The following is a 25,583-nucleotide window of genomic DNA, read 5'->3' as shown; positions in this document are numbered from 1 at the left end:
CCGGAGCGGTCGAGATGAGGTAAGGCAAACCTTACCTGACACCGCGACGGGCTGCCCCGACCGTCCTGCTCCGACCGTCCTGCCCCGACCGTCCTGCTCCGGCGACCGGGGCCGCGGCCGCCTCAGATCGAGGTGCGGTGGAAGCCCTGGAAGGAGCGCGACGGCGTCGGGCCGCGCTGGCCCTGGTAGCGCGAGCCGTACCTCTCCGAGCCGTAGGGGTGCTCGGAGGGCGAGGAGAGCCGGAAGAAGCAGAACTGCCCGATCTTCATGCCGGGGTAGAGCTTGATCGGCAGCGTCGCCACGTTGGCCAGCTCCAGCGTGACGTGACCGGAGAAGCCGGGGTCGACGAAGCCCGCGGTGGCGTGGGTCAGCAGCCCGAGGCGCCCCAGCGAGGACTTGCCCTCCACGCGCGCCGCGATGTCGTCGGGCAGCGTCACGACCTCGTACGTAGACCCCAGCACGAACTCGCCCGGGTGCAGGATGAACGCCTCGTCCCCCTCGGGCTCGACGATCCGGGTGAGGTCGGACTGGTCGGCCGCGGGGTCGATGTGGGGGTACTTGTGGTTCTCGAAGACGCGGAAGTACCGGTCGAGGCGCACGTCGATGCTCGACGGCTGGAGCATCTGCGGCTCCCACGGGTCGAGGGCCACACGGCCGCCGTCGATCTCGGCCAGGATGTCGCGGTCGCTGAGCAGCACGCGCCTCAACCTACCGGCCCCGCGCCGGCGCCACCCTGGGGTCCGGGGCTCGGCCGGCTGCCGCATCATGGGTCGGTGACCTACCAGCGCTACGTCGCCCTGGGCGACTCCTTCACCGAGGGCGTCGGCGACCCCGACCCCGACCGCCCCAACGGCCTGCGGGGCTGGGCCGACCGCGTCGCCGAGGTCCTCGGCGCCGCGTCGCCCGACTTCGGCTACGCCAACCTCGCCATCCGCGGCCGCAAGCTCGACGGGATCCTCGCCGAGCAGCTCGAGCCGGCGCTGGCCCTCGAGCCCGACCTGGTCACGATCTACGCGGGCGCCAACGACATCCTGCGCCCCTCGGTCGACCTCGACGCCCTCGCCGAGCGCTACGACGCCGCGCTCGGCCACCTCGCCGCCACCGGCGCGCGGCTGCTGGTGTGGACCGCCTTCGACCCGGGCGGCTCGGCGATCTACCGCCCGGTGCGCCCCCGCTTCGCGCTCTACAACGAGCTGGTGCGCGAGGCCGCCGACCGCCACGGCGCCACCATCGTCGACTTCTGGCGCCTCAAGGAGTACCGCGACTGGCGGCTGTGGGACGAGGACCGCATGCACATGGGCCCCACCGGCCACCAGCGGATGGCGATCGAGGTGCTCGACACCCTCGGTGTCGCGCACGACCTGGCCGCGCTGCCCCTGCGCGAGGCCGCGCCGACGACGCGACGCGAGCAGGCCGCCGCGCACGCGACGTGGCTGCGCGAGAGCGCCGTACCGTGGGTGCGCCGACGGCTCACCGGACGCTCCTCCGGAGACGGCCTCTCGCCCAAGCACCCGACCCTGACCCGCGACCTGACCGCCCGGTCCGCACCCTCCTCTGCACCCTCCGGAGCGTGATCGTCTAGCATGACGCCGTCGCCGGGGCCGCCCCTCGGTGATGTTGCGGATGTAGCTCAGTTGGTAGAGCGCGACCTTCCCAAGGTCGATGTCGCGAGTTCGAGTCTCGTCATCCGCTCCACACACCGGCAGGCCGGCCCCCACCCGGGCCGCCTGCCGGTTCCCGCTCCAGCCGTGCCGTCCCCCGCCGGCACCCTCTCCGGGTCGGTCGGACCCCGGCAGCGCCGACGTCGGCCCTGGCGACCCAGGCGACCCAGGCGACGGGGGGCTTTACACGGGCCGACACCGGGAGCACAGTGGGGCCTGTCACAGAAATTTGACGGTCTCGCGGCGCGGTCCCACCGCGGCGCGGTCCCCGCTCGGACGGCGCTGTCCCCCCGGAGCCGTCCGAGCGGGGCACACCCCTCACCACCGGGCCCCTAGCCTCACGACGTGAGGATCGAAGCCACGGCGGGACCACCCGGCGGACCAGCGCAGGAGTGCTACGTCCGCCAGGGCACCGACTACCTCTCGATGGTCACCGACATCATGGCCGCCATCCCGCCCGGCTGGGACCTCATCGCCATCACGACCGGACCCGACCGCCCTGGCGGCTCCCCGGCCGCACCACGACCACTCGACCGGTCGAAGCGCCGACCCCCGCCCCCGCCCCGGGGCTCCTAGCGTCGCGGCTGCCACCCGACCCGGCTCCCGGTCCCCGCTCCGGCCGCCACCCGCTCCTCCCGCGACCGGTAGGCGCCCCCGGGCAGGAGTACGGTGGGGAGCATCACCCGCGACGCCGGGCCCGTCGGGTCCGCCGAGACGCAGGTGCGGAAGGTGGACGTCATGACGACGTCACCGCACGCCCCGTCCCCCGCTGCCCCGGTCGCCTCCGCGCCGCGCGGCACCGCCGTCGCCAGCCAGCCGCTGCGCCTGAGCATCGCCGAGGATCCCCACGGTCCCGTCGACGGTGCGTGGTGGCCACGCTCGCGCGACCTGGTCACCGAGGTCGCCGACCTCGTCGACCACTTCCCCGTCGAGGTCGGGCGCCTCGACCGGCTGCTGTTCTCCCGCCCCGACTGGGACGACCCGGAGGGCGTCGCCACCCCGCGCCGGGTCCGCGCGGCCCGCGGCATGGTCAAGACCGGCTCCTTCCCCAGCGACGACACCCACCTCGTGGTGGCCAAGCTGTCCTCGGGGCGACGGGTCCGTCTCGTCGTCGTGCCGCCCGGCACCTCGGAGTCCGAGGCCCGCGCCGTCATGACCGCTGCGGGCGGCCCCGACAACCACCGGACCGCCCGTGAGCTGCTGGGCCTCGACACCGACCGGCCCGACGACCTCGGCCACCACGCCTGGGACGACGACAGCGCCGGCGCCACCCCCTGACCTGGCCCGGGCTCCCCCGGGACCTGGGCCCGCCCGGGTCGCGCACCGGCGCGGCCTAGGCTCGCCGGGTGGAGTTCACCGGTTTCCCCGTCGCAGCGCTCGACTTCTACGACGACCTCGAGGTCGACAACACCAAGTCGTTCTGGGAGAAGCACCGCGGGGTCTACGAGGAGTCGGTGAAGGCCCCCTTCACCGCGCTCGCCGAGGTGCTGGCCCCGGAGTTCGGGGCGGTGAAGGTCTTCCGGCCCTACCGCGACGTGCGCTTCGCCAAGGACAAGACGCCCTACAAGACCCACCAGGGCGCCTTCGCCGCCGCGGGCCCGTCGACCGGGTGGTACGTCGAGCTCTCCCCGCGCGGCCTGCGCACCGGCGCCGGCTTCTACGAGGCCTCGGGGGGTCGGCTCCAGGCCTTCCGCGCCGCCGTCGCCCACGACCTCTACGGCGCGGAGCTCGAGTCGCTCCTCGCCACGCTGGTCGGCGAGGGCTTCGAGGTGGGCGGCGACCGGCTCAAGACCTCGCCGCGCGGCTACGACGCCGACCACCCGCGCATCGACCTGCTGCGCCACCGCTCGCTGACCGTCGGGCGGTCCCACGGCTTCGAGCCGGTCATCCACACCCCCGCCGCCCTCGACCTCGTGCGCGACGACTGGCGCACCCTGCGACCCCTCGTCGACTGGGCCCGGCGCCACTGCCAGGACTGACGCCGCCCGTCCCGGCCCCGCGCCGGCCGTCCTACTGACCGTTGCGACCACTGGCCGACCGTGGTGACGCCCTGCCAGTGGTCGCAACGGTCGGTAGGACGCGGGCGGGGGCGTCGGCCGGCGGCCCCCGCGACGGTCCGCACCGAGCCGCCCACCGGTCGTGGCCGGGAGTTCACCGGCCGGCCGCCCGCCGCTGCCACCGTGCGGGCCATGGCCAAGCGCAGGATCTACCTCCACATCGGTCTCCCCGGCGCCGGCGGCGCCTTCCTCCCCGCGGCGCTCGCCCACCACGCCTCGGCGCTCTCCGCCGCGGGCGTGCACGTGCCGACCCGCGTCGGCGACGAGGTGCTGCGGGCCGCCGTCGAGCTGCGGCGCGACCACAAGCAGCACGGCTACCGCCGCCGCGAGGTCGAGGGCACGTGGGCGGCCCTGTGCCACCGTGCCCGGAAGGCCTGCGCGAAGGGCGAGAGCGTCGTGCTGGCCGAGGAGCACCTCGCCGGCGCCGACACCGACCAGATCGCCCTGCTCCTCGACGCGCTGAGCGGGTGGGAGGTGCACGTCGTGGCCGTCGTCGCCGACCCCGCCTCCCAGCTGGTGGGCGCCTGGGCCGACACGATCCGCGCCGGGGCCACCCGCTCGCTGCGCCGCTGGACCCGTCGGGTGCTCGACCCCGCCCGCGAGGCGCCCGAGGCCGTCGCCTTCTGGGACGAGCACGACCTCGAGGGCGTGCTGCACCGGTGGTCCGCCGCGCTGCGCCGCCCCGACCGGATGCACGTGGTCGTCGCACCCCGCGCCGACGACGCCAGCGGCGCCTCCGTCTCCCGCCGCGACTGCGCCACCTCGGTGTGGGCCGACCTCGGTCGCGTGGTCGGCTTCGACGCCGCCGCGCTCCCGCTCACCGAGGTCGACACCGACCGCGGCGCCGGGCTCGACGCGACCGGCCTGGCCGTGCTGCGCGGGGTCAACCGGGCCGTCGACGGCCGCGTGGCCCCCGGCGCGCAGCGACGCGTGGTGTCGGACCACCTGGCCCGCCGCGAGGAGGAGGCCTCGGGCCCGGATCTCCCGACGCTCCCCGCCGAGCTCCACGGCGAGCTGCGCGACCTCGCCGAGCGCTGGGCCAAGGCGGTGGCCGACGCCGGCTGGCTGCTGTACGGCGATGCCGCCGACCTCGTGCCGGCCCTGCCGACCCGCGCGGTCGACCCCGACGAGGTCGGCCCCGGCGCGCGGCTGGCCTCGGTGACCGACTCGGTCGCCGACCTGCTGGTCGAGGTGGCCCGCCTGCGCAAGGAGAACGACGCCCTCGCCCGTCGTACCGCGAAGCTCGAGCGCAAGCGCACCAAGCTCAAGACCCGGCTGGCCGCCGCCACCGCAGCCGGCCCAGCCGGCTCACCCGGCCCAGCCGACTCAGCCGGCGGGGGCTGACGGACCGGGGCCCTAGCCCGCACGACCAACGGCCGCGGGCAGGTCGCCGCAGGTCAGTGCGGCTGCCAGGCGTCCTCGTCGGAGGTCCGCTCGGTGACGGTGCTGGGCAGCTCGCGGTCGGCGAGCTGCTGGATGGAGACCTGCTCGAAGACGTCGCGCAGGGCGCGGCGGGCGGCGATCCAGACGTGCTGCAGCTCCCCGGCGGCCTCGTTGTAGGTCACGGCCTCCGGGCGCAGGCCGTAGACCGAGACCAGCGGGCCGTCGACGGCCCGGATGACGTCGGCCACCGACACGTCGCCCGCGGCGCGCCCCATGCGCCAGCCGCCGGACTGACCGCGCTGCGACATCACGATGCCGGCGCGGCGCAGGTCGGCGAGGATCGCCTGCAGGAAGCCGTGGGGGATCTCCTGGAGCCGGCCGAGCTCCTCGGCGCTGACCGCGCGACCGTCGGCGCGCGAGGCCATCTCGATGAGGGCCCGCAGGGCGTAGTCGGACTTGGCGGAGACGCGCATGGGGCCAGTCTGTCAGATGAGTCGACCCCTCCAGTCGACCTTGGCGACTCACGCGACTCAGTAGCCCTGACCGAGCCCCCGTGCGGCCCTCACCGGCACCGTGCCGGCACCGCGCCGGTCAGTGCGCCCGCTGCGCCCGGCGTACGTCGGGCACGTCGAGCCGCACCCCCTCACGCGCGAACTGCTCGAGCCGCACCGCCCAGGCGACCCACAGCACCCACAGCACCACCACGAGGGCGGCGAGCAGCCCCGTGGTGACGGGGTCGGCGTCGCGCAGGCCGGCGAGGGTGGTGACGTTGGTGAGCACGATGACGCCGCCGGCGACGACGCCCAGCACCCGCGCGGGCAGGTGCCGCACGACGAGGGCGGCCACCGGGGCGGCCACGGCCCCGCCGAGCATGAGCGCGAGCACGACCGCGCCGTCGATGCCGGCCCGGCCGAGGCCGAGGAGGAAGCCCAGCGAGCCGCCCACCGCCACCACGAACTCGGCGGTGTCGACCGACCCGACGACCTTGCGCGGCTCGAGGCGGCCCGAGGAGAGCAGCGTGCTGGTGCCGACGGGGCCCCAGCCGCCCCCGCCGACGGCGTCGAGGGCGCCGGCCACCAGCCCGACGGGCGCGAGGAGCGCGGCCCGCGGGGGCGGGCCGGGCCGCGGGGTGCGGGTGCCCTGGGCGAGGAAGCGCAGCGTGACCCAGCAGCCCAGCACGAGCAGCACGACGGCGACGACCGGCACCGCCACGTCGGCGTCGAGGCCCACCAGGAAGGTGGCGCCCGCGAAGGCGCCGACGAAGCCGGGCACGGCGAGGATGCCGACCGTGCGCCAGTCGGTGTTGCCCAGCGCGTGGTGGGCGGCGCCGGAGACCAGCGTCGTGCCGATCTCGGAGAGGTGGATCGCCGCCGAGGCCGCGGCCGGGCCCGTGCCGGCGGCCAGCAGCAGCGTGGCCGAGGTGACGCCGTAGCCCATGCCGACCGAGCCGTCGACCAGCTGCGCGGCCAGTCCGACCAGGGCGAGCACGACCAGCCTGCGCACCGCGTCCCCCTCCGGTCGGCGTCGGTCGGGGCGCGCACGCGCCACCGACCGACAAATTCGATCAAGACAGTCGACTTTAGCGCGCGGCGGCGCGCCCCACCACCCGTTCCCGCGGACGCGCCCGCGGGCCATCGCGACCCCGACCGTTCGCTTGCGCGGGCGAGCGGCCGCTCCTACCATGATGTTACCGACCAGTAAACCGACGGGTAACCGACGTCACCACCGGTCCCCCGCACCACCACCGGCACCACCACCGGCAGCACCCCCACCGGCCCGCCCACCGGCGACCGAACCCCAGCGACGAACCAGAAGGTGTGGATCAGTGAGCCACTACAAGAGCAACCTGCGCGACATCGAGTTCAACCTCTTCGAGGTGCTCGGACGCGACGAGATCCTCGGCACCGGCCCCTTCGCGGAGGTCGACGGCGACACGGCCCGCGAGATCCTCGCCGAGGTCGACCGCCTCTCCCGCGAGGAGCTGGCCGCGTCCTACGAGGACAGCGACCGCAACCCGCCGGTCTTCGACCCGGCCACCAACACCGCGCCGATCCCCGCGTCGTTCAAGAAGAGCTACCAGGCCTGGATGGACTCCGAGTACTGGCGCCTGCAGATCTCCGAGGAGCTCGGCGGCACCCCGGCCCCCTCCTCGCTGGTGTGGGCCCTCGGCGAGCTGGTGCTCGGCGCCAACGCCCCCGTGTGGATGTACGGCGCGGGCGCCCCCTTCGCCGGCGTGGTCCACCGCAACGGCAACGAGCGCGACAAGCGCATCGCCGAGATCATGGTCGAGCGCCAGTGGGGCGCCACCATGGTGCTCACCGAGCCCGACGCCGGCTCCGACGTCGGCGCGGGCCGCGCCAAGGCCACGCCCAACGAGGACGGCTCCTGGAACATCGAGGGCGTCAAGCGCTTCATCACCTCGGCCGAGCACGACATGAGCGAGAACATCATGCACCTCGTGCTCGCCCGCCCCGTGGGCGTCGAGGGCGTCGGCGGCCCCGGCACCAAGGGCCTCTCGCTCTTCCTGCTCCCCCAGCACCACTTCGACCACCAGACCGGCGAGCTCACCGGCGAGCGCAACGGCGTCTACGTCACCAACGTCGAGCACAAGATGGGCATCAAGGTCTCCAACACCTGCGAGGTCACCTTCGGCGACTCCTCCGTCGGCGGCGGCGAGCCGGCCAAGGGCTGGCTGCTCGGCGAGGTGCACAACGGCATCGCGCAGATGTTCCAGGTCATCGAGAACGCCCGCATGATGGTGGGCACGAAGGCCATCGCGACGCTGTCGACCGGCTACCTCAACGCCCTCGACTACGCCAAGACCCGCCAGCAGGGCGCCGACCTGACCCAGTCGGGCGACAAGACCGCCCCGCGCGTCACCATCACCCACCACCCCGACGTGCGCCGCTCGCTGATGGTGCAGAAGTCCTTCTCCGAGGCCATGCGCGCCCTGGTGCTCTACACCGCCTCCTACCAGGACCAGGTGATGCTCGCCGAGCACGCCGGCACGACCGACACCGACGAGGTCAAGCTCGCCGCCGCGGTCAACGACCTGCTCCTGCCGATCGTCAAGGGCTACGGCTCGGAGCGCTCGTGGGTGCTGCTGGGCACCGAGTCGCTGCAGACCTTCGGCGGCTCGGGATTCCTGCAGGAGTACCCCATCGAGCAGTACGTCCGCGACGCCAAGATCGACACCCTCTACGAGGGCACGACCGCGATCCAGGGCCAGGACTTCTTCTTCCGCAAGATCGTCAAGGACCAGGGCCGGGCGCTGGGCCACCTCGCCGGCCAGGTCCAGGCCTTCCTCGACGCCGAGGGCGGCAACGGCCGGCTGAAGAACGAGCGCGCGCTGCTCGCGACCGCGCTCGAGGACACCAACGCCATGGTCGGGCACATGATCAACGACCTGATGTCGGCCCAGGACGAGATCCGCAACATCTACAAGGTCGGCCTCAACACCAGCCGCCTGCTGATGGCCCTGGGCGACGTGGTCTGCGGCTGGCTGCTGCTGCGCCAGGCCGAGGTCGCGCTGGAGAAGCTCGGCGGCGAGCCGAGCGCCAAGGACAAGGCGTTCTACGAGGGCAAGGTCGCCGCCGCGCAGTTCTTCGCGCAGTACAACCTGCCCAAGATCAGCGCCGAGCGCGCCATCGCCGAGGCCACCGGTCTGGACCTGATGGACCTCGACGAGGCGTCGTTCTGACCCACCGGCCGATCGCCGGCTGACTCCCGGCAGGCCCCCTGCCCGGAGCCCTGCCCGGGGTCCTGCCACCCCGCACCACCGCCGACCCGCCCGGTCCTCCGGGCGGGTCGGTGTGCGTCCCGGCCCCCCGTCGGGGGGACCCGTGGTCCCCCGCGGCCCCGTAGGATCGAGGTACGCCTCTCGCTCCTCGGACCCGGAAGGGCCCCGCTTGCTGCTCCTCGTGACCGCCCACCTCCTGGTGGCGGCGCTGTGCCCCGTCCTCGTCCGCACCCTCGGCCTCCGGGCCTTCTGGCTGGTCGCCACCGTGCCCGCGGCGACCACCGTGTGGGCCCTGACGCAGACCTCACGCGTCGCCGACGGTCGTGCGCGCGTCGAGGTCACCGGGTGGGTGCCCTCGCTGGGGCTCGACCTCGCCTTCCGCATGGGCGCCCTGCAGTGGCTGCTGGTGCTGGTGGTCGCCGGGATCGGGGCGGTCGTGCTGGCCTACTGCCGGTGGTACTTCTCCCCCGACTCCCGCGACCTGGGCCGCTTCGCCGGCGTGCTGGTCGCCTTCGTGGGCGCGATGCTCGGGCTGGTCCTGGCCGACGACCTGCTGCTGGTCTACGTCTTCTGGGAGCTGACCACGGTCTTCTCCTTCGTGCTCATCGGCCACGACCCCACCCAGCGCGCCCACCGCCAGTCGGCGCTCCAGGCGCTGCTCGTCACGACCTTCGGCGGCCTGGCCATGCTGGTCGGGATGCTGCTGCTCGGCCACGCCGCCGGCACCTTCCGCATCAGCGAGATCCTGGCCGACCCGCCCACCGGCACCGCGGTGGGCGTGGCCGTGCTCCTGGTCCTCGTGGGCGCCGCGACCAAGTCGGCCCTGCTGCCCTTCCACTTCTGGCTGCCGGGCGCGATGGTCGCCCCGACCCCGGTGAGCGCCTACCTCCACGCCGCCTCGATGGTGAAGGCCGGCGTCTACCTCGTGGCCCTGCTCGCCCCCGCCTTCGCGGCCTCCGCCGGCTGGCGCCCGGCGCTGCTGGTGCTGGGGGTGGCCACCATGCTGCTCGGCGGCTGGCGCGCGCTGCGCCAGATCGACGTCAAGCTGCTGCTGGCCTACGGCACGGTCAGCCAGCTGGGCTTCCTGCTCGTCGTGCTCGGCCTCGGCACGCGCAGCGCCACCCTGGCCGGCCTCGGGCTGCTGCTGGCCCACGCCCTCTTCAAGGCCGCGCTCTTCCTCGTCGTCGGCGTCATCGACCGCTCCACCGGCACCCGCGACATGCACGAGCTCTCCGGCCTCGGCCGGCGCCTGCCCGTGCTGGCGGCGGCCGCGACGCTGGCCGCCGCCTCGATGGCCGGGGTGCCGCCGCTGCTGGGCTTCGTGTCGAAGGAGGCCTCCTTGGTGGCCCTGGTCGACCTGGCCCGCGAGGGCGAGGGCACCGGCCTGGGCCCCGTCGCCGGCTGGGCCGTGCTGCTCGGCGTCGTGGCCGGCTCGGTGCTCACCGCGGCCTACTCCGCCCGCTTCGTGTGGGGCGCCTTCGCCACCAAGCCCGGGGTGGAGCCGACCCGGGTCGACCACGTGCCGGCCGGGTTCGCCGCCGGCCCGGTGCTGCTGACCGTCCTCACCGTCGCGCTCGGCCTGCTCGGGCCGACCCTCACCGGGCTGCTCGCCCCCGCGGTCGAGGTCTTCCCCGAGGGCGCCCACGAGCCCGAGCTGACGCTGTGGCACGGCCCCGGCCTGGCGCTGCTGCTCTCGGTGGTCGTGCTGGCCCTGGGCGCCGCGGCCCACGTCGGGCGCGCCCCCGTGGCCCGTCTCCAGGGCAGCTGGGGCTCCGACCGCAGCCTGGAGCACGGCTACCGGATGGTGATGCGCGGCGTCGACCGGGCGGCGGTCGAGGTCACCGGCCTGACCCAGCGCGGGTCGGTGTCGACGTACCTTGCGATCATCCTGCTCGTGGTGCTCGTCGTGCCGGGCTCGACGCTGCTGCTGGCCGACGCCTCCGAGATCGACGTCGTCGCCTGGGACACCCCCGCGCAGGCCGTCGTCGGGCTGGTCGCCGTGGGCGCCGCGGTCATGGCCACCCGCGCCCGCCGCCGCCTCCGCGCGGTCGTGCTGGCCGGGGTCACCGGCTACGGCGCGGCCCTGCTCTTCGTGCTCCACGGCGCCCCCGACCTGGCGCTGACCCAGATCCTCGTCGAGACCGTCTCGCTGCTGGTCTTCGTGCTCGTGCTGCGCCGGCTGCCGGAGTACTTCACCGACCGGCCGCTGGCCCGCAGCCGCTGGTGGCGCGTGGCGCTCGCCGTCGCGGTGGGCACGGCGGTCGCGGGCTTCATGCTCGTCGCCGGCTCCGCGCGCACCGCCGCCCCCGTCTCGATCGCCTTCCCCCCCGAGGCCGTGTCGTACGGCGGGGGCAAGAACATCGTCAACGTCGTGCTGGTCGACGTGCGGGCCTGGGACACGCTCGGCGAGCTCTCGGTGCTGGTCGCCGCCGCGACCGGCGTCGCCAGCCTCGTCTTCGTCACCGCCCGCGACGCCGGGATCCGGCGCGTGCACGAGATCCCCTACCCCGCGGGCGTGCGCAAGATCCCGACCCGCCCGGGCCGGCGCGCCTGGCTGCCCGGCTCGCGGACCCTGAGCCCCGACCGCCGCTCGATCGTCTTCGAGGTCATCACCCGGCTGCTCTTCCACGCCATGGTCGTCTTCTCGGTCTACCTGCTCATCGCCGGCCACAACCTGCCCGGCGGCGGCTTCGCCGCGGGCATGGTCACGGGGCTGGCGCTGGCCGTGCGCTACCTCGCGGGCGGGCGCTACGAGCTCGACGAGGCCGCTCCCATCGACGCCGGCCGCCTCATCGGCGCCGGTCTCGCCGTGGCCGCCGCCTCCGCGATGGCGCCGCTGGCCTTCGGCGGCTCGGTGCTGCAGAGCGCCGACATCACGATCCACCTCGGCCCGCTGGGCGAGCCTCACCTGGTCACCTCGGTCTTCTTCGACATCGGGGTCTACCTCGTGGTCATCGGCCTGGTGCTCGACCTGCTGCGCGCGCTCGGCTCGCGCATCGACCGCCACATCCTGGCCGACGAGCGCGCCGCCCTGGCCGCGGGCCGCGGCGACACCGCCTCGGACCCCGCGCGCGGCACCACGCCCCAGCCGATCGATCAACCGGTCGACCAGCCGACCGACCAGGCCGCCCCGGAAGGAGCCCGCTGATGGAGGAGGTCAACCTCACCCTCACCCTGACCGGGGCCGCGCTCGTGGGCTGCGGGGTCTACCTGCTGCTCGAGCGCAGCCTCACCCGCGTGCTGGTCGGGCTGGTCGTGCTCAGCAACGGCATCAGCCTGCTCTACCTCGTGGCCGGCGGGAAGGCCGGCAACGCCCCCATCGTCGGGAAGGCCGAGGGCCGCCTCAGCGACGCGCTGCCCCAGGCCCTCGTGCTCACCGCCATCGTCATCACCCTCGGCACCACCGCCTTCGTGGTGGCCATGGCCTACCGCAGCTGGCAGCTCAACGGCCACGACGACGTGCAGGACGACGTCGAGGACGCCTCGATCCGCCGCCGCGCCGACCTCGACGAGTCCTCCCAGGGCTACGACCTCGACTCCGCCGACACCTCCGAGCGCCCGGCCGAGGAGGGGAGCCGCCCGTGAACGTCGAGGCCCTCGTGCCCCTGCCCGTCGTGCTACCGCTGCTGGGCGCCGGCGCCACCCTCATGCTCTCGCACCGCCCGCAGCTCCAGCGCGCGATCAGCCTCGGCAGCCTCATGGCGGTCACCGCGCTGGCCGCGGTGCTGCTGGTGGCCGCCGACCGCAGCGGCCCGCAGGTGATCTGGATCGGTGGCTGGCCCGAGCCGCTGGGCGTCTCGCTGGTCGCCGACCGGCTCTCGACGCTGATGCTGCTGGTCTCGGCCGTGGTGGTCACGGCGGTCCTGGCGTACTCGCTGGGTCAGGGCATGACCGGCGACGACGAGGAGCACGCCTCGCTGTCGATCTACCACCCCACCTTCCTGGTGCTGGTGGCCGGCGTCTCCAACGCCTTCCTGGCCGGCGACCTCTTCAACCTCTTCGTCAGCTTCGAGATGCTGCTCTTCGCCAGCTACGTGCTGCTGACCCTCGGCGGCACCGAGGCCCGCATCCGCGCCGGCACGATCTACGTCGTCGTCAACCTGATGTCCTCGATGCTCTTCCTCATCTCCATCGCGGTCGTCTACGCCGCCACCGGCAGCCTCAACCTGGCCCAGCTCTCCCAGCGCATCGCCGAGCTGCCCGACCACGTCGCGCTGATGCTCCAGCTGCTGCTGCTGACCACGTTCGCGATCAAGGCGGCGGTCTTCCCGCTGTCGTTCTGGCTGCCCGACAGCTACCCCACCGCACCGGCGCCGGTCACGGCCGTCTTCGCGGGCCTGCTCACCAAGGTCGGCGTCTACGCGATCCTGCGCGTGCAGACGCTGCTCTTCCCCGACAGCCCGCTCACCGACCTGCTGCTGTGGGCGGCGCTGCTGACCATGGTCGTGGGCATCCTCGGCGCCATCGCCCAGAGCGACATCAAGCGCATGTTGTCCTTCACGCTGGTCAGCCACATCGGCTACATGATCTTCGGCATCGGCCTGGCCACCGACGCCGGCGTCTCCGGGGCGATCTTCTACGTCGCCCACCACATCACCATCCAGACCGCGCTCTTCCTCGTCGTCGGGCTGGTCGAGCGCCGCGCGGGCAGCACCTCGCTGATCCGCCTCGGCGGGCTGGCGCGCCTCGCGCCGGTGCTGGGGCTGCTCTTCTTCGTGCCGGCGATGAACCTCGCCGGCATCCCGCCGCTCTCGGGCTTCCTGGGCAAGGTCGGCCTGCTCCAGGCCGGCGTCGACGTCGGGACGCCGCTGGCCTACGCCCTGGTCGCCGGGGCCGTGGCCACCAGCCTGCTGACCCTCTACGCCGTGGCCAAGACCTGGGCCGTGGCCTTCTGGCGCTCCCCCGAGGAGGCCCACGAGGCCGCCGCGAGCCTGCCCGACCCGGGCTTCGACACCGGCCCCCACACCGGTCAGGTCGGCGGCGGCTCGCTGGCGAGCGTGGCCGCCGACGACGGCGGACCCCTGCCGGGTGCGGCGCTGTCGGTGAGCGACGTCGCCGAGGCCGAGCGGATCGTCAGCGACGAGACGCCCGACCGCGACCTGCACCAGCGCCTGTGCGACGGCGACCTGCCCGAGCGGCTGCCGCTGTCGATGGTGCTGCCGACCGCCGGGCTGGTGGCCTTCAGCCTGGTGCTCAGCGTGGTGGCCGGGCCGCTCTTCGGCTTCACCGACCGCGCGGCCGCCGACCTGCGCGAGCGCACGGCCTACGTCGAGACCGTGCTCGCCGAGGTGCCCTCGTGAGCCCGCGCATGCGCACCCGCCGCGACGGCAGCAGCACCCCCTCGCGGCGTCACGCCGTGCAGCCGGTCTCGGTGATCTGGCTGACCGTGGTCTGGACGCTGCTGTGGGGCTTCCCCGACGTGCTGATCGTGCTCTCCGGGGTGCTCGTGGCGGTGCTGGTGTGCCTGGTCTTCCCGATGCCGCGGCTGCGGCTGGGCGGGCGGCTGCGCCCGGTCGCCCTGGCGCGGCTGCTGGGCCACGTCGCGGTCGACGTGGTCGCCGCCAGCGTGCAGGTCGCGCTCATCGTGCTGCGCCCGCGCTGCGTGCCGCGCAGCGCCGTCGTGGCCGTGCCGCTGCGCGCGGAGTCGGACCTCGTGCTCACCACCGTCGCCGTCCTGGTCTCGCTCGTGCCCGGCAGCGTGGTCGTCGAGACCCGCCGCTCCACCCACACCCTCTACCTGCACGTGCTCGACGTCGCCGACGAGGGCGCCGCCCAGCGCTACCGCGACGACGTGCTCGCCCTGGAGGCGCGCGTGCTCGCCGCCTTCGCCCCCGAGAACCCGGGCGCGGACGTCGGCGCGGCCGCCGCGGCGGGTCTCACCGCCGACGGCGGGGCCGGCGGGGGCGGGTCTGCCGGGGGCGGGCCGGCCGCCGGCCGCACGCCCGGACCCCCGTCACGCGACACCGACCGCGACCGGGAGGCCGCCCCGTGAGCCCCAGCGACCTCGTGACCACCGCCTGCGTGGTGATGCTCGGCCTCGCCGCCGTGCTGCTCGTCGTGCGGATCACCCGCGGCCCCACCGTGCTCGACCGCACCGTCGCCCTCGACGTGCTCGTCGCCGTGGTCATCTGCGCCATCGCCGTCGACGCCGTCGAGCGCGACACCTCCACCACCCTGCCCGTGCTGCTCGTGCTGACCCTGGTCGGCTTCGTCGGCTCGGTCGCGGTGGCGCGCTTCGCCAAGGGCAGCGACGACGTCGACGCCGAGAGCGGCGACGAGGCCGAGGGGGGCCGGCTGTGAGCGCCCTGACCGCCCTGGCCCCCCTGACCGCCATGACCGCCACGACCCCCCTGGCCGCGGTGCCCGAGGTGGCGGCGCAGGTCAGCGAGGTCGTCGGGTCGGTGCTGCTGCTGGCCGGCTGCGCCCTCTCGCTCATCGCCGCGATCGGCATGGTGCGCCTGCCCGACCTGCTGACCCGCATGCACGCCGCGACCAAGCCGCAGGTGCTCGGCCTGGTGCTCGTCATCGCCGGGCTCGCCCTGCGGCTGCGCGAGCCCGAGGCGCTGGGCATGCTCGTGCTGGTCGTGCTCTTCCAGATGGCCACCGCCCCCGTCGCCGCCCACATGGTGGGCCGGGCCGCCTTCCGCGGCGACCAGGTCGACCGCGAGCGGCTGGTCGTCGATGAGCTCTCCGAGGGCGTCCGCGACCTCGGCGACGAGCCCCGCGGCGCGCCGTAGGGCCGTCGCTGCCCGCGGCCGACCTGCGGCCGAGCCGCCGCCGACCTGCCGGCTGTCACGCCCCGATGCCCCGTCCACCGACCCGTCGTGGCGGGGCGGCTGAGTGGGCGACCCGGCGTCACAGCGGGTGGCGCGGGCGGGCGAGGGGGCGCAGGGCGGCGGCCGCCTCGCTCCTCACCACGTCGCTGAGGCGACCCAGCAGGGGCGAGTCGAGCCGCCAGCGCTGCCAGTGCAGCGCCACGTCGACCCGGTCGCGGCCCGGTCGGTCGCCGGCGGCGAGCAGCACCAGCCGACCGGACGCGAGGTCGGGCCCGAGCTGCGGCTCGGGCACCAGCCCCCAGCCGAGCCCGCGGCGCACGGCCTGGTGGAAGTCGGCGGAGGTCGGCACGCGGTGCACCACCGGGGGCCGGGGGTGGCCGCGCGCGGCGAGCAGGTCGTCCTGGAGGGCGTCCTTCTCGTTGAAGACCACCACCGGCATCGCGGCCCAGTCGGCCCGGCCCGCGCGCACCCAGCGCTCCGCGAAGGCCGGCGACGCGGCCGGGCGGTAGCGCAGCACCCCCAGCGGCCCCACCGTGCACCCCTGCACCGCCACCGGGTCGCTGGTGACCGCGGCCAGGGCCTCGCCGCGGCGCAGCAGGTCGGTCGAGGTGGCCTGGTCCTCGACGTCGAGGCGCAGCGCGACACCGGGCCAGCCGCCGACGGCGCCGAGCACCCCGCCGAACCACGTGGCCAGCGAGTCGGCGTTGACCGCCACCCGCAGCTCCACCACCGCGCCGCTGGCGCTCAGCTCCTCGCGGGCCTCGGCCCACAGCAGGCTGGTCTCGCGCCCCAGCCGCACCAGCCGCTCGCCCGCGGGCGTGGGGGCGCAGGGTGCCGTACGCCGGACGAGGACCTGGCCCGCCGCCGACTCCAGCGCGCGGATGCGCTGGCTGACCGCGCTCGGCGTCACGCTGAGCGCGCGGGCCGCGGCCTCGAAGCTGCCGGTGTCGGCGATCGCCACCAGCGCGGCGAGCTGGGCGGGCTGCAGATCCATGAAGCCACGCTAAGGCACCCTGAGGATCATTCGCTGGCCTTCACCATCGCGCGGCCCTAGCGTCGGGGCCGTGATCCTCGACCTCGGCGCCGGCCTGCTCACCGGGCTCTCCCTCATCGTGGCCATCGGCGCACAGAACGCCTTCGTGCTGCGCCAGGGGCTGCTGCGCCGCCACGTCGGGGCCGTCGTCGCGGTCTGCGCGGTCTCCGACCTCGTGCTGATCCTCGCCGGGGTCGCCGGCATCGGCACCCTGGTCGAGCGCGCCCCGCTCGCCCTCGAGGTGGTGCGGTGGCTGGGGGTGGCGTTCCTGACGGCCTACGGCGTGCGCTCGCTGCTCGCCGCCCGCGGCTCCTCGGCGCTGCGCACCACCGGCGCCGCGTCGGCCGCGCTCGGCTCGACGGTGGCGACGGCGGCCGCGCTGACCTGGCTCAACCCGCACGTCTACCTCGACACCGTGCTGCTGCTCGGCTCGATCGCGAGCGCGCACGGGCCCGAGGGACGGTGGTGGTTCGCCGCCGGCGCGTGCGCGGCGTCGGTGGTGTGGTTCGCCGGGCTCGGCTACGGCGCGCGGCTGGCCTCGGGCCTCTTCGCCCGGCCGCGGGCCTGGCAGGTGCTCGACGTGGTCATCGGCGTCGTGATGCTGCTGATCGCGGTCTCGCTCGCGCTGCGGTGAGCCCGGGCCCCGGGCGCCAGACCCGGCGCGCGCCCGGGCGGTGTCGCACCGACGGCGACACTCCCCCGGGTCCACAGCCGCCGCGTCGACGTCGGCGTCGGTCGGCGTCGGTCGACGTCGGTCGGCGTCGGTCGAGGTCGGTCGACGTCGGTCGCCGTCGACGTCAGTCCGCGTCGGTCGGTGGCGGTCGGCGTCGGTCAGCGGGCGCGGCGCAGGGCGGCCTTGGCCTTCTCCGCGGCGGTGATGGCACCGGCCTTGGCCTTGTCGACGCCGGTGCGGGCGCCGGGGGCCGCGGGGGTGACGCCGGCCTTGCGGAGGTAGGAGTTGGCGCGCAGCACCTTGGCCTCGGTGGCCAGGGCCGGGCTGCGCCACGTCACCGAGAGCGAGATCGACAGCGCGGGGCCGTTGACCACCTTGTGCTGGGTGTAGGGCGGCACGTAGATGCCGCGGCCCGGCTCGAGCACGTGGTCGACGGGGTCCTGCACGTCGGCCTTGAGATTGCGGTGACCGCCGGCCACGAGGCGCTCTGCCTCGGCCGCGCGCGCCTCGGGGCTCATCCAGGTGCCGGTGACCATCGTCTTGCTGCCCTGCACCTGCAGCAGCACGTTGTGCTCGGGGTCGATGTGGCTGGGCGTCATCGAGCCCGGGGCGGAGAGGAAGACGAAGCCCTCGCGGTTGTAGGCCTGGCCGGGCCCGGAGACGAGGTCCTCGATCTCGTCGAGGCAGGCGTCGAGGAGGGCGCTGTAGCGCGGGTCCTGCTCGACGTTCTTGAGCACGCACCACGCGCCGTTGGTCTCCAGGCCGAGGATCATCTCGCGCAGCTCGAGGTCGAGCCGCGGGGCGTTGCCGTCGGCCACCACGTCGGGCAGGGCGCCCACGTTGTGCTCGATGCTGTCGGCCGGCAGCGACACCGCGAGGTCGGCCAGCGACTCCAGGGTGAGCAGCTCGTGGCTGCGCAGCTGGTGGCTGACCTCCTGCGGCTCGCCGGTCTCGCCGGCGGTGCGCAGGGCGGCGGTGGACTGCTCGTCGAGGTGGAGCAGGGTCATGGTCGTGCCTCTTCCGGGGTCGTGGGTGCGGTGGCGGTGGTGGTGGCGGTGGTGGCGGTGGTGGCGGTGGTGCGTGGCGAGGCGGACGTCGCGGCGGTGGGGGCGCGGGTGCGGTCGGCAGCGCGGCGGTCGTGCCGGGCGCGCCACCGGTGGCGGACCCCGTCGACGGTCTCCAGCAGGCGGGGTGCCGTGCGGACCGCCCACTCGCCGGCCCCGGGCCGCAGCGCGACGGCGAGGGTGACCAGCTCACGGCGGTCGGGGTGCAGGCGGTCGGCCATCGGGTGCCCGGGGTCGGCGCAGGTGTCGACCAGCGCGGCGCCGGTGTCAGGGAAGCGGCGCAGCTGCTCGACATAGAGCAGCAGGCCCGGGGAGTGGGCGGCGTGCTGCTCGTCGTAGGCCGTCTTCCAGGTGAAGACCGTGTCGCCCTCGCGCACGTCGACGAGCACCGCGACGGCGCTGCCGTCGCCGGCGAGCAGGGCCAGCACCGAGAGCGCGCCACGGGCGTGGAGGGCGCGACAGGCCCCGATGAAGAACGCCCGCTGGTCGGCGTGGTGGGCGATGGCGCCGCCGTCGGCGCCCTTCCACCCGGCGGCCTCGAGACGCAGGAACGTCTCGACACCCTCGTCGGCGTGGCCGGCCTCGGCCAGGTCGACGACCTGCAGGCCGCCGCCGACGCTCTCGTCGAGGCGGCGCCACACCCGGCGCAGCTCCTTGCGGCGCTTGCCCGGCAGCTGCCGGGCGACGTAGTCGACGGGGTGGTCGACGGGGTGGTCGACAGGGTGGTCGACAGGGTGGTCGACGGGGTGGTCGACGGGGTGGTCGGGCGAGGGGGCCCCGGTCGGGTCGCGGCGGGTCACCGCCCGCTGGAGGGAGTCCAGGCGGCGGGTCGAGCGACCGGTCCGGGCCGCCGCCGCCTCGACGTCGCGGGCCACGTCGGCGTCGAGGGAGGTCAGCACCAGCCAGGGGTCCTCGCCGTCGCGGGCCAGGCGCTCGAGCGCCGTACGCCACCCGTCGACGCCGAGCTCCGGCGCCACGAGCGGGGTGCCGAGGAAGTGCTGGGTGTGCTGCCAGGTCGTGGTCGCCCGCACGGGCAGGCGGCGGTGGCGACGGCGGCCGGCCACGGGCAGCAGCAGCGCGAGGCGGCCGGCGTCGTCGCGCACCGTCAGGAGCCGCACGTCCTCGCCGCCCAGGTGGCGCAGCGCCGGCGGCAGCATGTCGGGGCCGTGGAAGGGGTTGGCGTGGCGCGCACGCGCGGCGAGGTCGCGCCAGTCGGCGACCAGCCCTCCAGCGGGCGCGGCGTCGACCAGCTGCCCGGCCGGGCGAGCGGCGTGGGGGGCGCTGGGGGACACGAGGGCTCCATCGGGCGAGGCGTCGGGTTCGCACGGGAGCCGAGTCGAGGGGCGCCGCGGCACGCGGAACCCCTCCCCCCGCGCTCTGGTATACCCCGGGCTCCCAGCAGCAAACGGAGCCAGCCCCCCGGGGTGGGGCGACCCCGGTCACGTCGCGACCGGCCCGGGCCGAGTCGCTGCGAGGCGGGCGGGACGGCTGAGCAGGCGGGCAGGGGCTGGAGCCGGCTGCGCCGCGCGGCGGGGGCTGAGGGCCGGGCACGCGGCGCGGGTTGACGGGCCGAACGGATGGGCCGGGCGGCTGGGCCAGGCGGGGCGAGCCCGGTGGAGCGAGCCCGGCGGCGGGCCCGGTGACCGGACGCCGGGCCCGAGAGGATCCTGGCTCGGGCGGGGAGACCGTCCGTGCGTGCTAGGGGGAGGGGCACGGCTGTGCCCCTCCCCCTAGCACGCGGAGAGGCCGTCCGGGCCGGGTCGCCGCCACGCCGCGAGCGCAGGCTCGACGCGCGGATCACAGGCGGCTGGTGCGTGCGATCCACGCGTCAGGCCCGAGGGTCCAGGCCCGAGGGCTCAGGCCCGAGGGCTCAGGCGGGGCGCACGGGTCCGCCGCCGGGCGCAGCGGCCTCGAGGACGACGACGGGGTCGCCCACGCGCACGACCGGCGGTGGCGTCCCGGCGGGGAGACCGGTCAGGTCGGGCACGAGGTTGACCCCGAACCACGTGGCGCCGTCCCAGCGGCGGATCCGGGCCAGGGAGGCGATCGGCTCGCGGCCGCGCTCGGCGGTGTCGGGGTCGACGGTGGTCATCACGCAGCGCGCGCAGCCCTTCACGGCGCGGAGCACGACGTCGCCGACCCGGACGCGGCGCCAGTCGTCCTCGGCCCAGGCGCTGGTGCCGGCGACGACGAGGTTGGGACGGAAGCGGGTCATGCCCAGCGGCTCGCCGGCGGGCTGGTGGGTCTCCTGGCTGCGCTCGAGCACGGCGTCGTCGAGGGCGGCCAGCGAGGCCTCGGTGGTGACGAGGAGCGGGTAGCCGTCGGCCAGCGACACCCGGTCGTCCTCGCCCGAGAAACGGGGGTCGGTCGGGCGCTGGGCCGGGTCGTCGAGGTGTACCAGCCGGGCCGGGCGCCCCAGCACGCGGGCGCTCCAGTCGTCGGCGTCGCGCCCGGCGACGGCCACGTCGAGCACCGACCCCCACAGGTGCGCGGTGACCCGCTCGGCTCCGGCGGGCAGGGCGACGTCGAGCGGCTCGGCGCCGGGGGCGTGCAGGCGCACGCCGTACGCCGTCTCCTCGGGGCGCACGAGCAGCAGCCCGTTGACCTCGCGCGCGGTGAGCGCGTCGCCGTCGGGGTCGACGAACATCCAGCGCCGGTCGCCCGCGAGGCCCCAGGGCTCGACGGCCGCCTCGGCGAGGCTCTCGCCGCGGCAGGACTTGACCGGGTAGCGGTGGATCGACCGGAGGGTGGCGCTCACGACGGTGAGGCTAGTCGCCACGGGCGCCGCGGCACGCGAGCACGGCGCGACGCCGCCTCGCCCGCAGGTCGACCGGAGCGTGCGGCCCGCCGCGCCTACGCGTCCCGCGAGTCCGGGCCGGTGGCGTCCTGGTGGAGGTCGAGGCGGGCGACGGTCTCACCCTCGCTGAGCTCGCCGGTGGGGACGAAGCCGAGGCCCGCGTAGAAGGGGGCGGGGCTGCCGGGGCCCTCGTGGTAGGTGACGTAGGCCGCCGAGCAGCCCCGCGAGCGGAGCTCGGCGCAGACCGCCCGCACGGCGGCGGCGCCGTGGCCGCGACCCTGGTGGGCGGCGTCGACGTTGAGCCGCCACAGACCGCTGCGGACGTCGGCGGGGTCGTCGTCCCACTCCACGTCTAGGAAGGCCATGACGAAGCCGACGACCTCCTCGCCCGAGGGCCGCGTCGCGACGATCGCCCGCGGCCAGGCGACCGGACCGTGGGCGTAGGCCTCGGCCAGCGACTTCGCGACCGAGCCGACGAAGTGCTCCTGGTCGGGGCGCACGGCGACCTCGAGGAGGGCGTCGATGTTCTCCCCCGTGACCGGGTCGAGACGCACGCCCCGGGCGTCCGCGGCCCGGTCGGCAGCAGCGCTCACGAGGCACCCCCGAGCGGCAGCTCGAGCACGGCGGGGGCTCCGGCGGCGATCCGCACCGGCACGCCCCAGTCCTGCTGGTGCATCCGGCAGGCCGCGCCCTCGCCGCCGTCGGCGTCGCACGAGGCGGCGCGCGCCGCCACATGGAGCACGCCCTCCCCCACGTGGGGGTCGAGCTCGAGCACGCGGGTCAGGTCGGTGCCGCGGCCCGAGCCCGAGCGCAGCAGGGCGGGCGGCGTCGCCTCCACCACCAGCTGGGCGGCGGGGCCGAAGCGGTCGTCGACCTTCTGCCCCGGCGGCGGCTCGAAGCTCACCACCAGCTCCACGCCGCCGGCGACCTCGGTGACCGGGCGCTGGGTGACGTGGGCGAACCCCCCGGCCCGGGCGACCTCGCGGCCCAGCGGCACCCGGGTCAGCCGGTGGGCGGTCGACTCCACGACGACGAGCACGGCGGCGTCGCCGGCGTCGCCGCCGACAGCGCCAGCGTCGTCGGCGGCGTCGTCGGCGGCGTCGGTCGCGCCGCCGACCTCGACGTACGCCGCACTGGGCTCGGCCAGGTCGGTGGCGAGCGTGGTGAGCCGGCCGGTCGCGGGGTCCCAGCGCCGCACGGCGCCGTTGTAGGTGTCGCACACCGCGACGCTCCCGTCGGGCAGCACCGTGACGCCGAGCGGGTGCTGCAGCAGCGCGGGCCCGTCGGCACCGCCCGCCCCGTCGCGGAAGCCGAACTCGAAGAGACCGGAGCCGACCGCGGTGCCGACCTGGCCGTCGGCGTCGATCCAGCGCAGCGAGGAGGTCTCGGAGTCGGCCAGCCACATCCGGTCGCCCGCGGGGGCCAGCCGCGAGGTCTGCGCGAACCACGCCTCGGGCCCCGGCCCGTCGAGGAGGCCCTCGTGGGTGGTGCCGGCGGCGACCTCGACGTCGCCGGTGCGGGGGTCGAAGGTCCACAGCTGGTGCACCCCGGCCATGGCGATCCAGACCCGCCCGCGCCACCAGGCGACGTCCCACGGGGAGGAGAGCCGGCTGGTGCCGTCGAGGTCGGTGGCCTGGTGGCCGTCGCCGGCGAGCACGCGGGTCTCCCCGGTGGCCAGCGTCAGCCCCTGGAGCCGGTGGCCCACGGTGTCGGCGACGACGACGTCGTAGCCCACCTCGGCAGCCAGGTCGGACGGCACCAGGCACAGCCCGTTGGGCTCGCGGAAGCCGCCGACGCGGCGCACCACCGCGCCGTCGGCGTCGAGCTCGACCACCTCGTCGTGGCCGGCGTCGGCCACCAGCACCGACCCGCCCGGCAGCGGCACCGCCGAGGCCGGGAAGCGCAGGTCGGTGGGCTCGACCACGGGCGGCACGTAGGGCGACCCGGCCGGCTGCAGCGTGCCTCGCTCGCGGTGCTCGGCGACGAGCTCCTCGAGCAGGGCGGCGACGGCGTGGGCGTGGCCCTCCCCGGCGTACTGCGCGACGACGTAGCCCTCGGGGTCGATGAGCACCAGGGTCGGCCAGGCGCGGGCTGTGTAGGCCTGCCAGGTGACCAGGTCGGGGTCGTCGAGCACCGGGTGGTGCACGGAGTAGCGCTCCACCGCGGCGGCCAGGGCGTCGGGGTCGGCCTCGTGGACGAACTTCGGGGAGTGCACGCCGACCACGACGAGCTCCTCGGCCCACTGCTCCTCCACCGGGCGCAGCTCGTCGAGCACGTGGAGGCAGTTGACGCAGCAGAAGGTCCAGAAGTCGAGCAGCACGAAACGGCCGCGCAGGTCGCGCAGGGCCAGCGGCCCGTCGGTGTTCAGCCAGCCGCGCCCGACCAGCTCGGGGGCGCGCACACGGGGTCGACGACTCATGGGCTCCAGCCTAGGAGGGTGCGCAGGAGGGCGCCCCGACGGTCGGGGGGAGGGCGCCGGGCGCGTGCGGGCCAGCCTGGGGAGAACCGCCGAAGACGCAGGTGGGAGGCTCGGCAGGCGGTACCGTCGACCCTGTCCACACCGAGGAGACCCCGCCGATGAGCAGCGTCGTCACGACCGGGGTCCTCGACCCTGCGCCGTACGACGCGTATGCCCGCATGGTGCAGCGCCTGCTCGACGTGCCGGTGGCGCTGGTGACCCTGGTCGAGCCCGAGCGGCAGTGGTTCCCCGGCGCCGTGGGCCTGCCGGCCGAGGTCGAGGCCGTGCGCGAGACCCCGCTGTCGCACTCGGTGTGCCAGTACGTCGTGGCCGACGCCTCCCCCCTGGTCATCGAGGACACCCGCCTCGACGACCGGCTGCGCACCAACGGCGCGGTCGTCGACCTCGACGTCATCGCCTACGCCGGCTGGCCGCTCACCGACCACGCCGGGCTCGTGGTCGGCTCGCTGTGCGCCATCGACCACCGGCCCCGGGCCTGGAGCGAGGACGACCTCGCGGTGCTCGAGGACGTCGCCGCGGCCTGCTCGGCGGCGCTGTCGGAGCGCCGGCTGCGCGAGCTGGCCTCGGAGTCGGCGCGTCGCGCCCACGACCTCTCCAGCCGCAGCCGGGTGCTGCTCGCGCTCAGCGAGGCCCTCTCGGCCACCCTCACCCTCACCGACGTGGCCGCCGCGCTCCAGCGCACCGCCCTGGAGCAGCTCGGCTGCATCCGCGCCGGCCTGTGGGTCACCGACGCCCATGACCCGATCCGCTCCGCCGACCTGCCGCTGGCCCAGCCCGCGACCCGGGGGATGCTGCGCTACGTCAGCCCCGCGGGCGACACCTGGGGCTCGGCGCGGCTCAACCACGCCCTGGGCCTCGACGACTCCAACCCCGTCGGGGAGAGCGTGCTGGAGCAGCGCCCGCTCAGCTTCGCCGACGCAGCGACCCAGAACGCCCGCTACCCCACCCTCGACTACAGCGAGCAGGTCGGCCAGGCGCGCAGCTTCTGGCCGCTCGTCGAGCGCGGCGAGGTGCTCGGCTCGATGGCGCTGGTCTGGGAGGAGCGGCGCGTCCTCACCGACGACGAGCTCGTCACCCTCGGCGCGCTCGCCGCCTACACCGCGCAGGCCGCCCGCCGCGCCCTGCTCACCGGGTCGCAGGCCGACTCGCTGGTGACGCTGCAGCGGGCCCTGCTGCCACGACTGCCCGAGGGCGGCGCCCTCAGCCTCGCCGCGCGCTACCGCCCCGCGGCCGAGCGCGACCAGGTGGGCGGCGACTGGTACGACGCCGTCACCCTCGCCTCAGGCGCCACGAGCCTGATGATCGGCGACGTCGTGGGCCACGACGTGGCCGCGGCCGCCACCATGGGCACGCTGCGCACGATGCTGCGCGCGCTGACCTGGTCGCACGGCGACGCCACCGCGCAGAACGTCTCGCGCCTCGACGCCGCCATGCGCGACCTGGGCGTCGAGGGCATGGCCACCCTGGTGCACCTGTGGGTGCAGCCCGACACCGGCGACGGTGCCCGGCCCGGAGACGCCGTGCTGCGCTGGACCAACGCGGGCCACGTGCCGCCGCTGCTGCTCGACCCCCACGGCACCGCCCGCCTGCTCGCCCCCGAGCCGGCCGACCTCATGGTGGGGGTCGACGCCACCGTCGAGCGCCGCGAGCACACCGCGCGGGTGGAGGCGGGCTCCACGCTGCTGCTCTACACCGACGGCCTCATCGAGCGCCGCCGCGAGAGCATCGACGCCGGCCTGGCCCGCCTCGCCGCCGTCGCCGCGCGCCACCACGCGCTGGCGCTGCCCGACTTCCTCGACGCCGTGCTGGCCGACGCCGCCGACGACAGCGACCACGCCCACGACGACGACGTGGCGCTGCTCGCCGTACGGTTCACGGGCTGAGGGGTCCACCGGCCGGACGCCCCGGCCGGCGACCGGGC

General features: G+C 75.4%; 23 protein-coding genes and 1 tRNA gene. 15 read left to right on the top strand and 9 right to left on the bottom strand.

Features of this window, described 5'->3' with window-relative positions; genetic code table 11:
- Positions 1 to 122 precede the first annotated feature (122 nt).
- Positions 123 to 698 carry a dCTP deaminase gene (dcd, locus tag ASF50_RS16860; RefSeq protein WP_056864915.1) on the bottom strand — a complete coding sequence of 192 codons (576 nt, stop codon included), beginning with the start codon at positions 696 to 698 and terminating at the stop codon, positions 123 to 125.
- A 75-nt stretch (positions 699 to 773) separates the two neighbouring features.
- Here dcd and ASF50_RS16855 point away from each other — a divergent pair, with 75 nt between their 5' ends.
- The 6 genes from ASF50_RS16855 to ASF50_RS16835 all read left to right on the top strand — a co-directional run bounded on the left by ASF50_RS16855 (position 774) and on the right by ASF50_RS16835 (position 5,062).
- A complete protein-coding gene (locus ASF50_RS16855) occupies positions 774 to 1,574 on the top strand; it encodes an SGNH/GDSL hydrolase family protein (RefSeq protein WP_056905262.1) in 801 nt (266 codons plus the stop codon).
- Positions 1,575 to 1,619: 45 nt separating this feature from the next.
- Positions 1,620 to 1,695 (top strand) — tRNA-Gly (locus ASF50_RS16850).
- A gap of 311 nt (positions 1,696 to 2,006) precedes the next feature.
- The gene (locus tag ASF50_RS19155; RefSeq protein WP_156718359.1) at positions 2,007 to 2,237 is read left to right on the top strand and encodes a hypothetical protein; all 231 of its coding nucleotides are present in this window, start codon (positions 2,007 to 2,009) and stop codon (positions 2,235 to 2,237) included.
- 162 nt (positions 2,238 to 2,399) lie between these two features.
- A complete protein-coding gene (locus ASF50_RS16845) occupies positions 2,400 to 2,939 on the top strand; it encodes a DUF5994 family protein (protein WP_156697943.1) in 540 nt (179 codons plus the stop codon).
- A gap of 68 nt (positions 2,940 to 3,007) precedes the next feature.
- Entirely contained in the window at positions 3,008 to 3,640 is a 633-nt protein-coding gene (locus ASF50_RS16840; RefSeq protein WP_056905261.1) for a DUF2461 domain-containing protein, read from the top strand.
- A 210-nt stretch (positions 3,641 to 3,850) separates the two neighbouring features.
- Positions 3,851 to 5,062 (top strand): hypothetical protein, encoded by a 1,212-nt coding sequence (locus ASF50_RS16835; RefSeq protein WP_056905260.1) that lies wholly within the window; start codon positions 3,851 to 3,853, stop codon positions 5,060 to 5,062.
- A 53-nt stretch (positions 5,063 to 5,115) separates the two neighbouring features.
- On the opposite strand, the gene ASF50_RS16830 is transcribed toward ASF50_RS16835, so the two are convergent.
- Together ASF50_RS16830 and ASF50_RS16825 are read right to left on the bottom strand one after the other, a co-directional pair.
- Positions 5,116 to 5,574, bottom strand: coding sequence for an RrF2 family transcriptional regulator (locus ASF50_RS16830; RefSeq protein WP_056864920.1), 459 nt, complete (start codon positions 5,572 to 5,574; stop codon positions 5,116 to 5,118).
- A 118-nt stretch (positions 5,575 to 5,692) separates the two neighbouring features.
- Positions 5,693 to 6,604 (bottom strand): sulfite exporter TauE/SafE family protein, encoded by a 912-nt coding sequence (locus ASF50_RS16825; protein ID WP_056905259.1) that lies wholly within the window; start codon positions 6,602 to 6,604, stop codon positions 5,693 to 5,695.
- Between the two features lie 322 nt (positions 6,605 to 6,926).
- On the opposite strand from ASF50_RS16825, the gene ASF50_RS16820 reads away from it, so the two are divergent.
- From ASF50_RS16820 to mnhG, 7 genes are all read left to right on the top strand, one after another.
- Positions 6,927 to 8,801, top strand: coding sequence for an acyl-CoA dehydrogenase (locus ASF50_RS16820; protein ID WP_056864922.1), 1,875 nt, complete (start codon positions 6,927 to 6,929; stop codon positions 8,799 to 8,801).
- Positions 8,802 to 9,009: 208 nt separating this feature from the next.
- Positions 9,010 to 11,988 (top strand): Na+/H+ antiporter subunit A, encoded by a 2,979-nt coding sequence (locus tag ASF50_RS16815; RefSeq protein ID WP_082503317.1) that lies wholly within the window; start codon positions 9,010 to 9,012, stop codon positions 11,986 to 11,988.
- Positions 11,988 to 12,425, top strand: coding sequence for a Na(+)/H(+) antiporter subunit C (locus ASF50_RS16810; RefSeq protein WP_056905258.1), 438 nt, complete (start codon positions 11,988 to 11,990; stop codon positions 12,423 to 12,425). The genes ASF50_RS16815 and ASF50_RS16810 overlap by 1 nt, the downstream gene beginning before the upstream one ends.
- Positions 12,422 to 14,140, top strand: coding sequence for a Na+/H+ antiporter subunit D (locus ASF50_RS16805; protein WP_056905257.1), 1,719 nt, complete (start codon positions 12,422 to 12,424; stop codon positions 14,138 to 14,140). Before ASF50_RS16810 ends, ASF50_RS16805 begins: the two co-directional genes overlap by 4 nt.
- On the top strand, positions 14,137 to 14,832 hold the full coding sequence (locus ASF50_RS16800) for a Na+/H+ antiporter subunit E (RefSeq protein ID WP_200920224.1): 696 nt from the start codon (positions 14,137 to 14,139) through the stop codon (positions 14,830 to 14,832). The genes ASF50_RS16805 and ASF50_RS16800 overlap by 4 nt, the downstream gene beginning before the upstream one ends.
- On the top strand, positions 14,829 to 15,140 hold the full coding sequence (locus ASF50_RS16795; protein ID WP_228941562.1) for a monovalent cation/H+ antiporter complex subunit F: 312 nt from the start codon (positions 14,829 to 14,831) through the stop codon (positions 15,138 to 15,140). The genes ASF50_RS16800 and ASF50_RS16795 overlap by 4 nt, the downstream gene beginning before the upstream one ends.
- Positions 15,137 to 15,577 (top strand): monovalent cation/H(+) antiporter subunit G, encoded by a 441-nt coding sequence (gene mnhG, locus ASF50_RS16790; protein ID WP_235557722.1) that lies wholly within the window; start codon positions 15,137 to 15,139, stop codon positions 15,575 to 15,577. Before ASF50_RS16795 ends, mnhG begins: the two co-directional genes overlap by 4 nt.
- Positions 15,578 to 15,695: 118 nt before the next feature.
- Here the strand turns inward: mnhG and ASF50_RS16785 are convergent, their stop codons facing one another.
- Complete coding sequence (locus ASF50_RS16785) at positions 15,696 to 16,610, bottom strand: LysR family transcriptional regulator ArgP (protein ID WP_056905256.1); 915 nt, start codon at positions 16,608 to 16,610, stop codon at positions 15,696 to 15,698.
- A gap of 70 nt (positions 16,611 to 16,680) precedes the next feature.
- Between ASF50_RS16785 and ASF50_RS16780 the strand changes: the two genes are divergently transcribed.
- On the top strand, positions 16,681 to 17,283 hold the full coding sequence (locus tag ASF50_RS16780; protein WP_056905255.1) for a LysE/ArgO family amino acid transporter: 603 nt from the start codon (positions 16,681 to 16,683) through the stop codon (positions 17,281 to 17,283).
- A gap of 197 nt (positions 17,284 to 17,480) precedes the next feature.
- Here the strand turns inward: ASF50_RS16780 and ASF50_RS16775 are convergent, their stop codons facing one another.
- From ASF50_RS16775 to ASF50_RS16755, 5 genes are all read right to left on the bottom strand, one after another.
- Positions 17,481 to 18,329 (bottom strand): JmjC domain-containing protein, encoded by an 849-nt coding sequence (locus ASF50_RS16775; protein WP_056864926.1) that lies wholly within the window; start codon positions 18,327 to 18,329, stop codon positions 17,481 to 17,483.
- Positions 18,326 to 19,678: a GNAT family N-acetyltransferase gene (locus ASF50_RS16770; protein WP_056905254.1), complete on the bottom strand. Its 1,353-nt coding sequence runs from the start codon at positions 19,676 to 19,678 to the stop codon at positions 18,326 to 18,328. Before ASF50_RS16770 ends, ASF50_RS16775 begins: the two co-directional genes overlap by 4 nt.
- A 578-nt stretch (positions 19,679 to 20,256) precedes the next feature.
- Positions 20,257 to 21,144, bottom strand: a complete 888-nt coding sequence (locus ASF50_RS16765) for an MOSC domain-containing protein (protein WP_235557721.1) — start codon at positions 21,142 to 21,144, stop codon at positions 20,257 to 20,259.
- Between the two features lie 95 nt (positions 21,145 to 21,239).
- Positions 21,240 to 21,776 carry a GNAT family N-acetyltransferase gene (locus ASF50_RS16760; protein ID WP_235557720.1) on the bottom strand — a complete coding sequence of 179 codons (537 nt, stop codon included), beginning with the start codon at positions 21,774 to 21,776 and terminating at the stop codon, positions 21,240 to 21,242.
- Positions 21,773 to 23,602 (bottom strand): thioredoxin-like domain-containing protein, encoded by a 1,830-nt coding sequence (locus tag ASF50_RS16755; protein WP_056905251.1) that lies wholly within the window; start codon positions 23,600 to 23,602, stop codon positions 21,773 to 21,775. The genes ASF50_RS16760 and ASF50_RS16755 overlap by 4 nt, the downstream gene beginning before the upstream one ends.
- A gap of 158 nt (positions 23,603 to 23,760) precedes the next feature.
- Between ASF50_RS16755 and ASF50_RS16750 the strand changes: the two genes are divergently transcribed.
- On the top strand, positions 23,761 to 25,545 hold the full coding sequence (locus ASF50_RS16750; RefSeq protein ID WP_056905250.1) for a GAF domain-containing SpoIIE family protein phosphatase: 1,785 nt from the start codon (positions 23,761 to 23,763) through the stop codon (positions 25,543 to 25,545).
- The last annotated feature ends 38 nt before the right edge of the window (positions 25,546 to 25,583 follow it).

This window comes from Nocardioides sp. Leaf307 (genome assembly GCF_001423135.1).
Taxonomy (GTDB): Bacteria; Actinomycetota; Actinomycetes; order Propionibacteriales; family Nocardioidaceae; genus Nocardioides; species Nocardioides kribbensis.
Note: the sequence above shows the minus strand (reverse complement) of the source record. Positions and strands in the feature narration are given on the sequence as shown.

Coding starts and splice junctions, on each gene's coding strand:
- ASF50_RS16845 (WP_156697943.1), top strand. CDS start 2,400: ATGACGACGTCACCGCACGCCCCGTCCCCCGCTGCCCCGGTCGCCTCC.
- ASF50_RS16835 (WP_056905260.1), top strand. CDS start 3,851: ATGGCCAAGCGCAGGATCTACCTCCACATCGGTCTCCCCGGCGCCGGC.
- ASF50_RS16830 (WP_056864920.1), bottom strand. CDS start 5,574: ATGCGCGTCTCCGCCAAGTCCGACTACGCCCTGCGGGCCCTCATCGAG.
- ASF50_RS16810 (WP_056905258.1), top strand. CDS start 11,988: ATGGAGGAGGTCAACCTCACCCTCACCCTGACCGGGGCCGCGCTCGTG.
- ASF50_RS16785 (WP_056905256.1), bottom strand. CDS start 16,610: ATGGATCTGCAGCCCGCCCAGCTCGCCGCGCTGGTGGCGATCGCCGAC.
- ASF50_RS16775 (WP_056864926.1), bottom strand. CDS start 18,329: ATGACCCTGCTCCACCTCGACGAGCAGTCCACCGCCGCCCTGCGCACC.
- ASF50_RS16755 (WP_056905251.1), bottom strand. CDS start 23,602: ATGAGTCGTCGACCCCGTGTGCGCGCCCCCGAGCTGGTCGGGCGCGGC.
- ASF50_RS16750 (WP_056905250.1), top strand. CDS start 23,761: ATGAGCAGCGTCGTCACGACCGGGGTCCTCGACCCTGCGCCGTACGAC.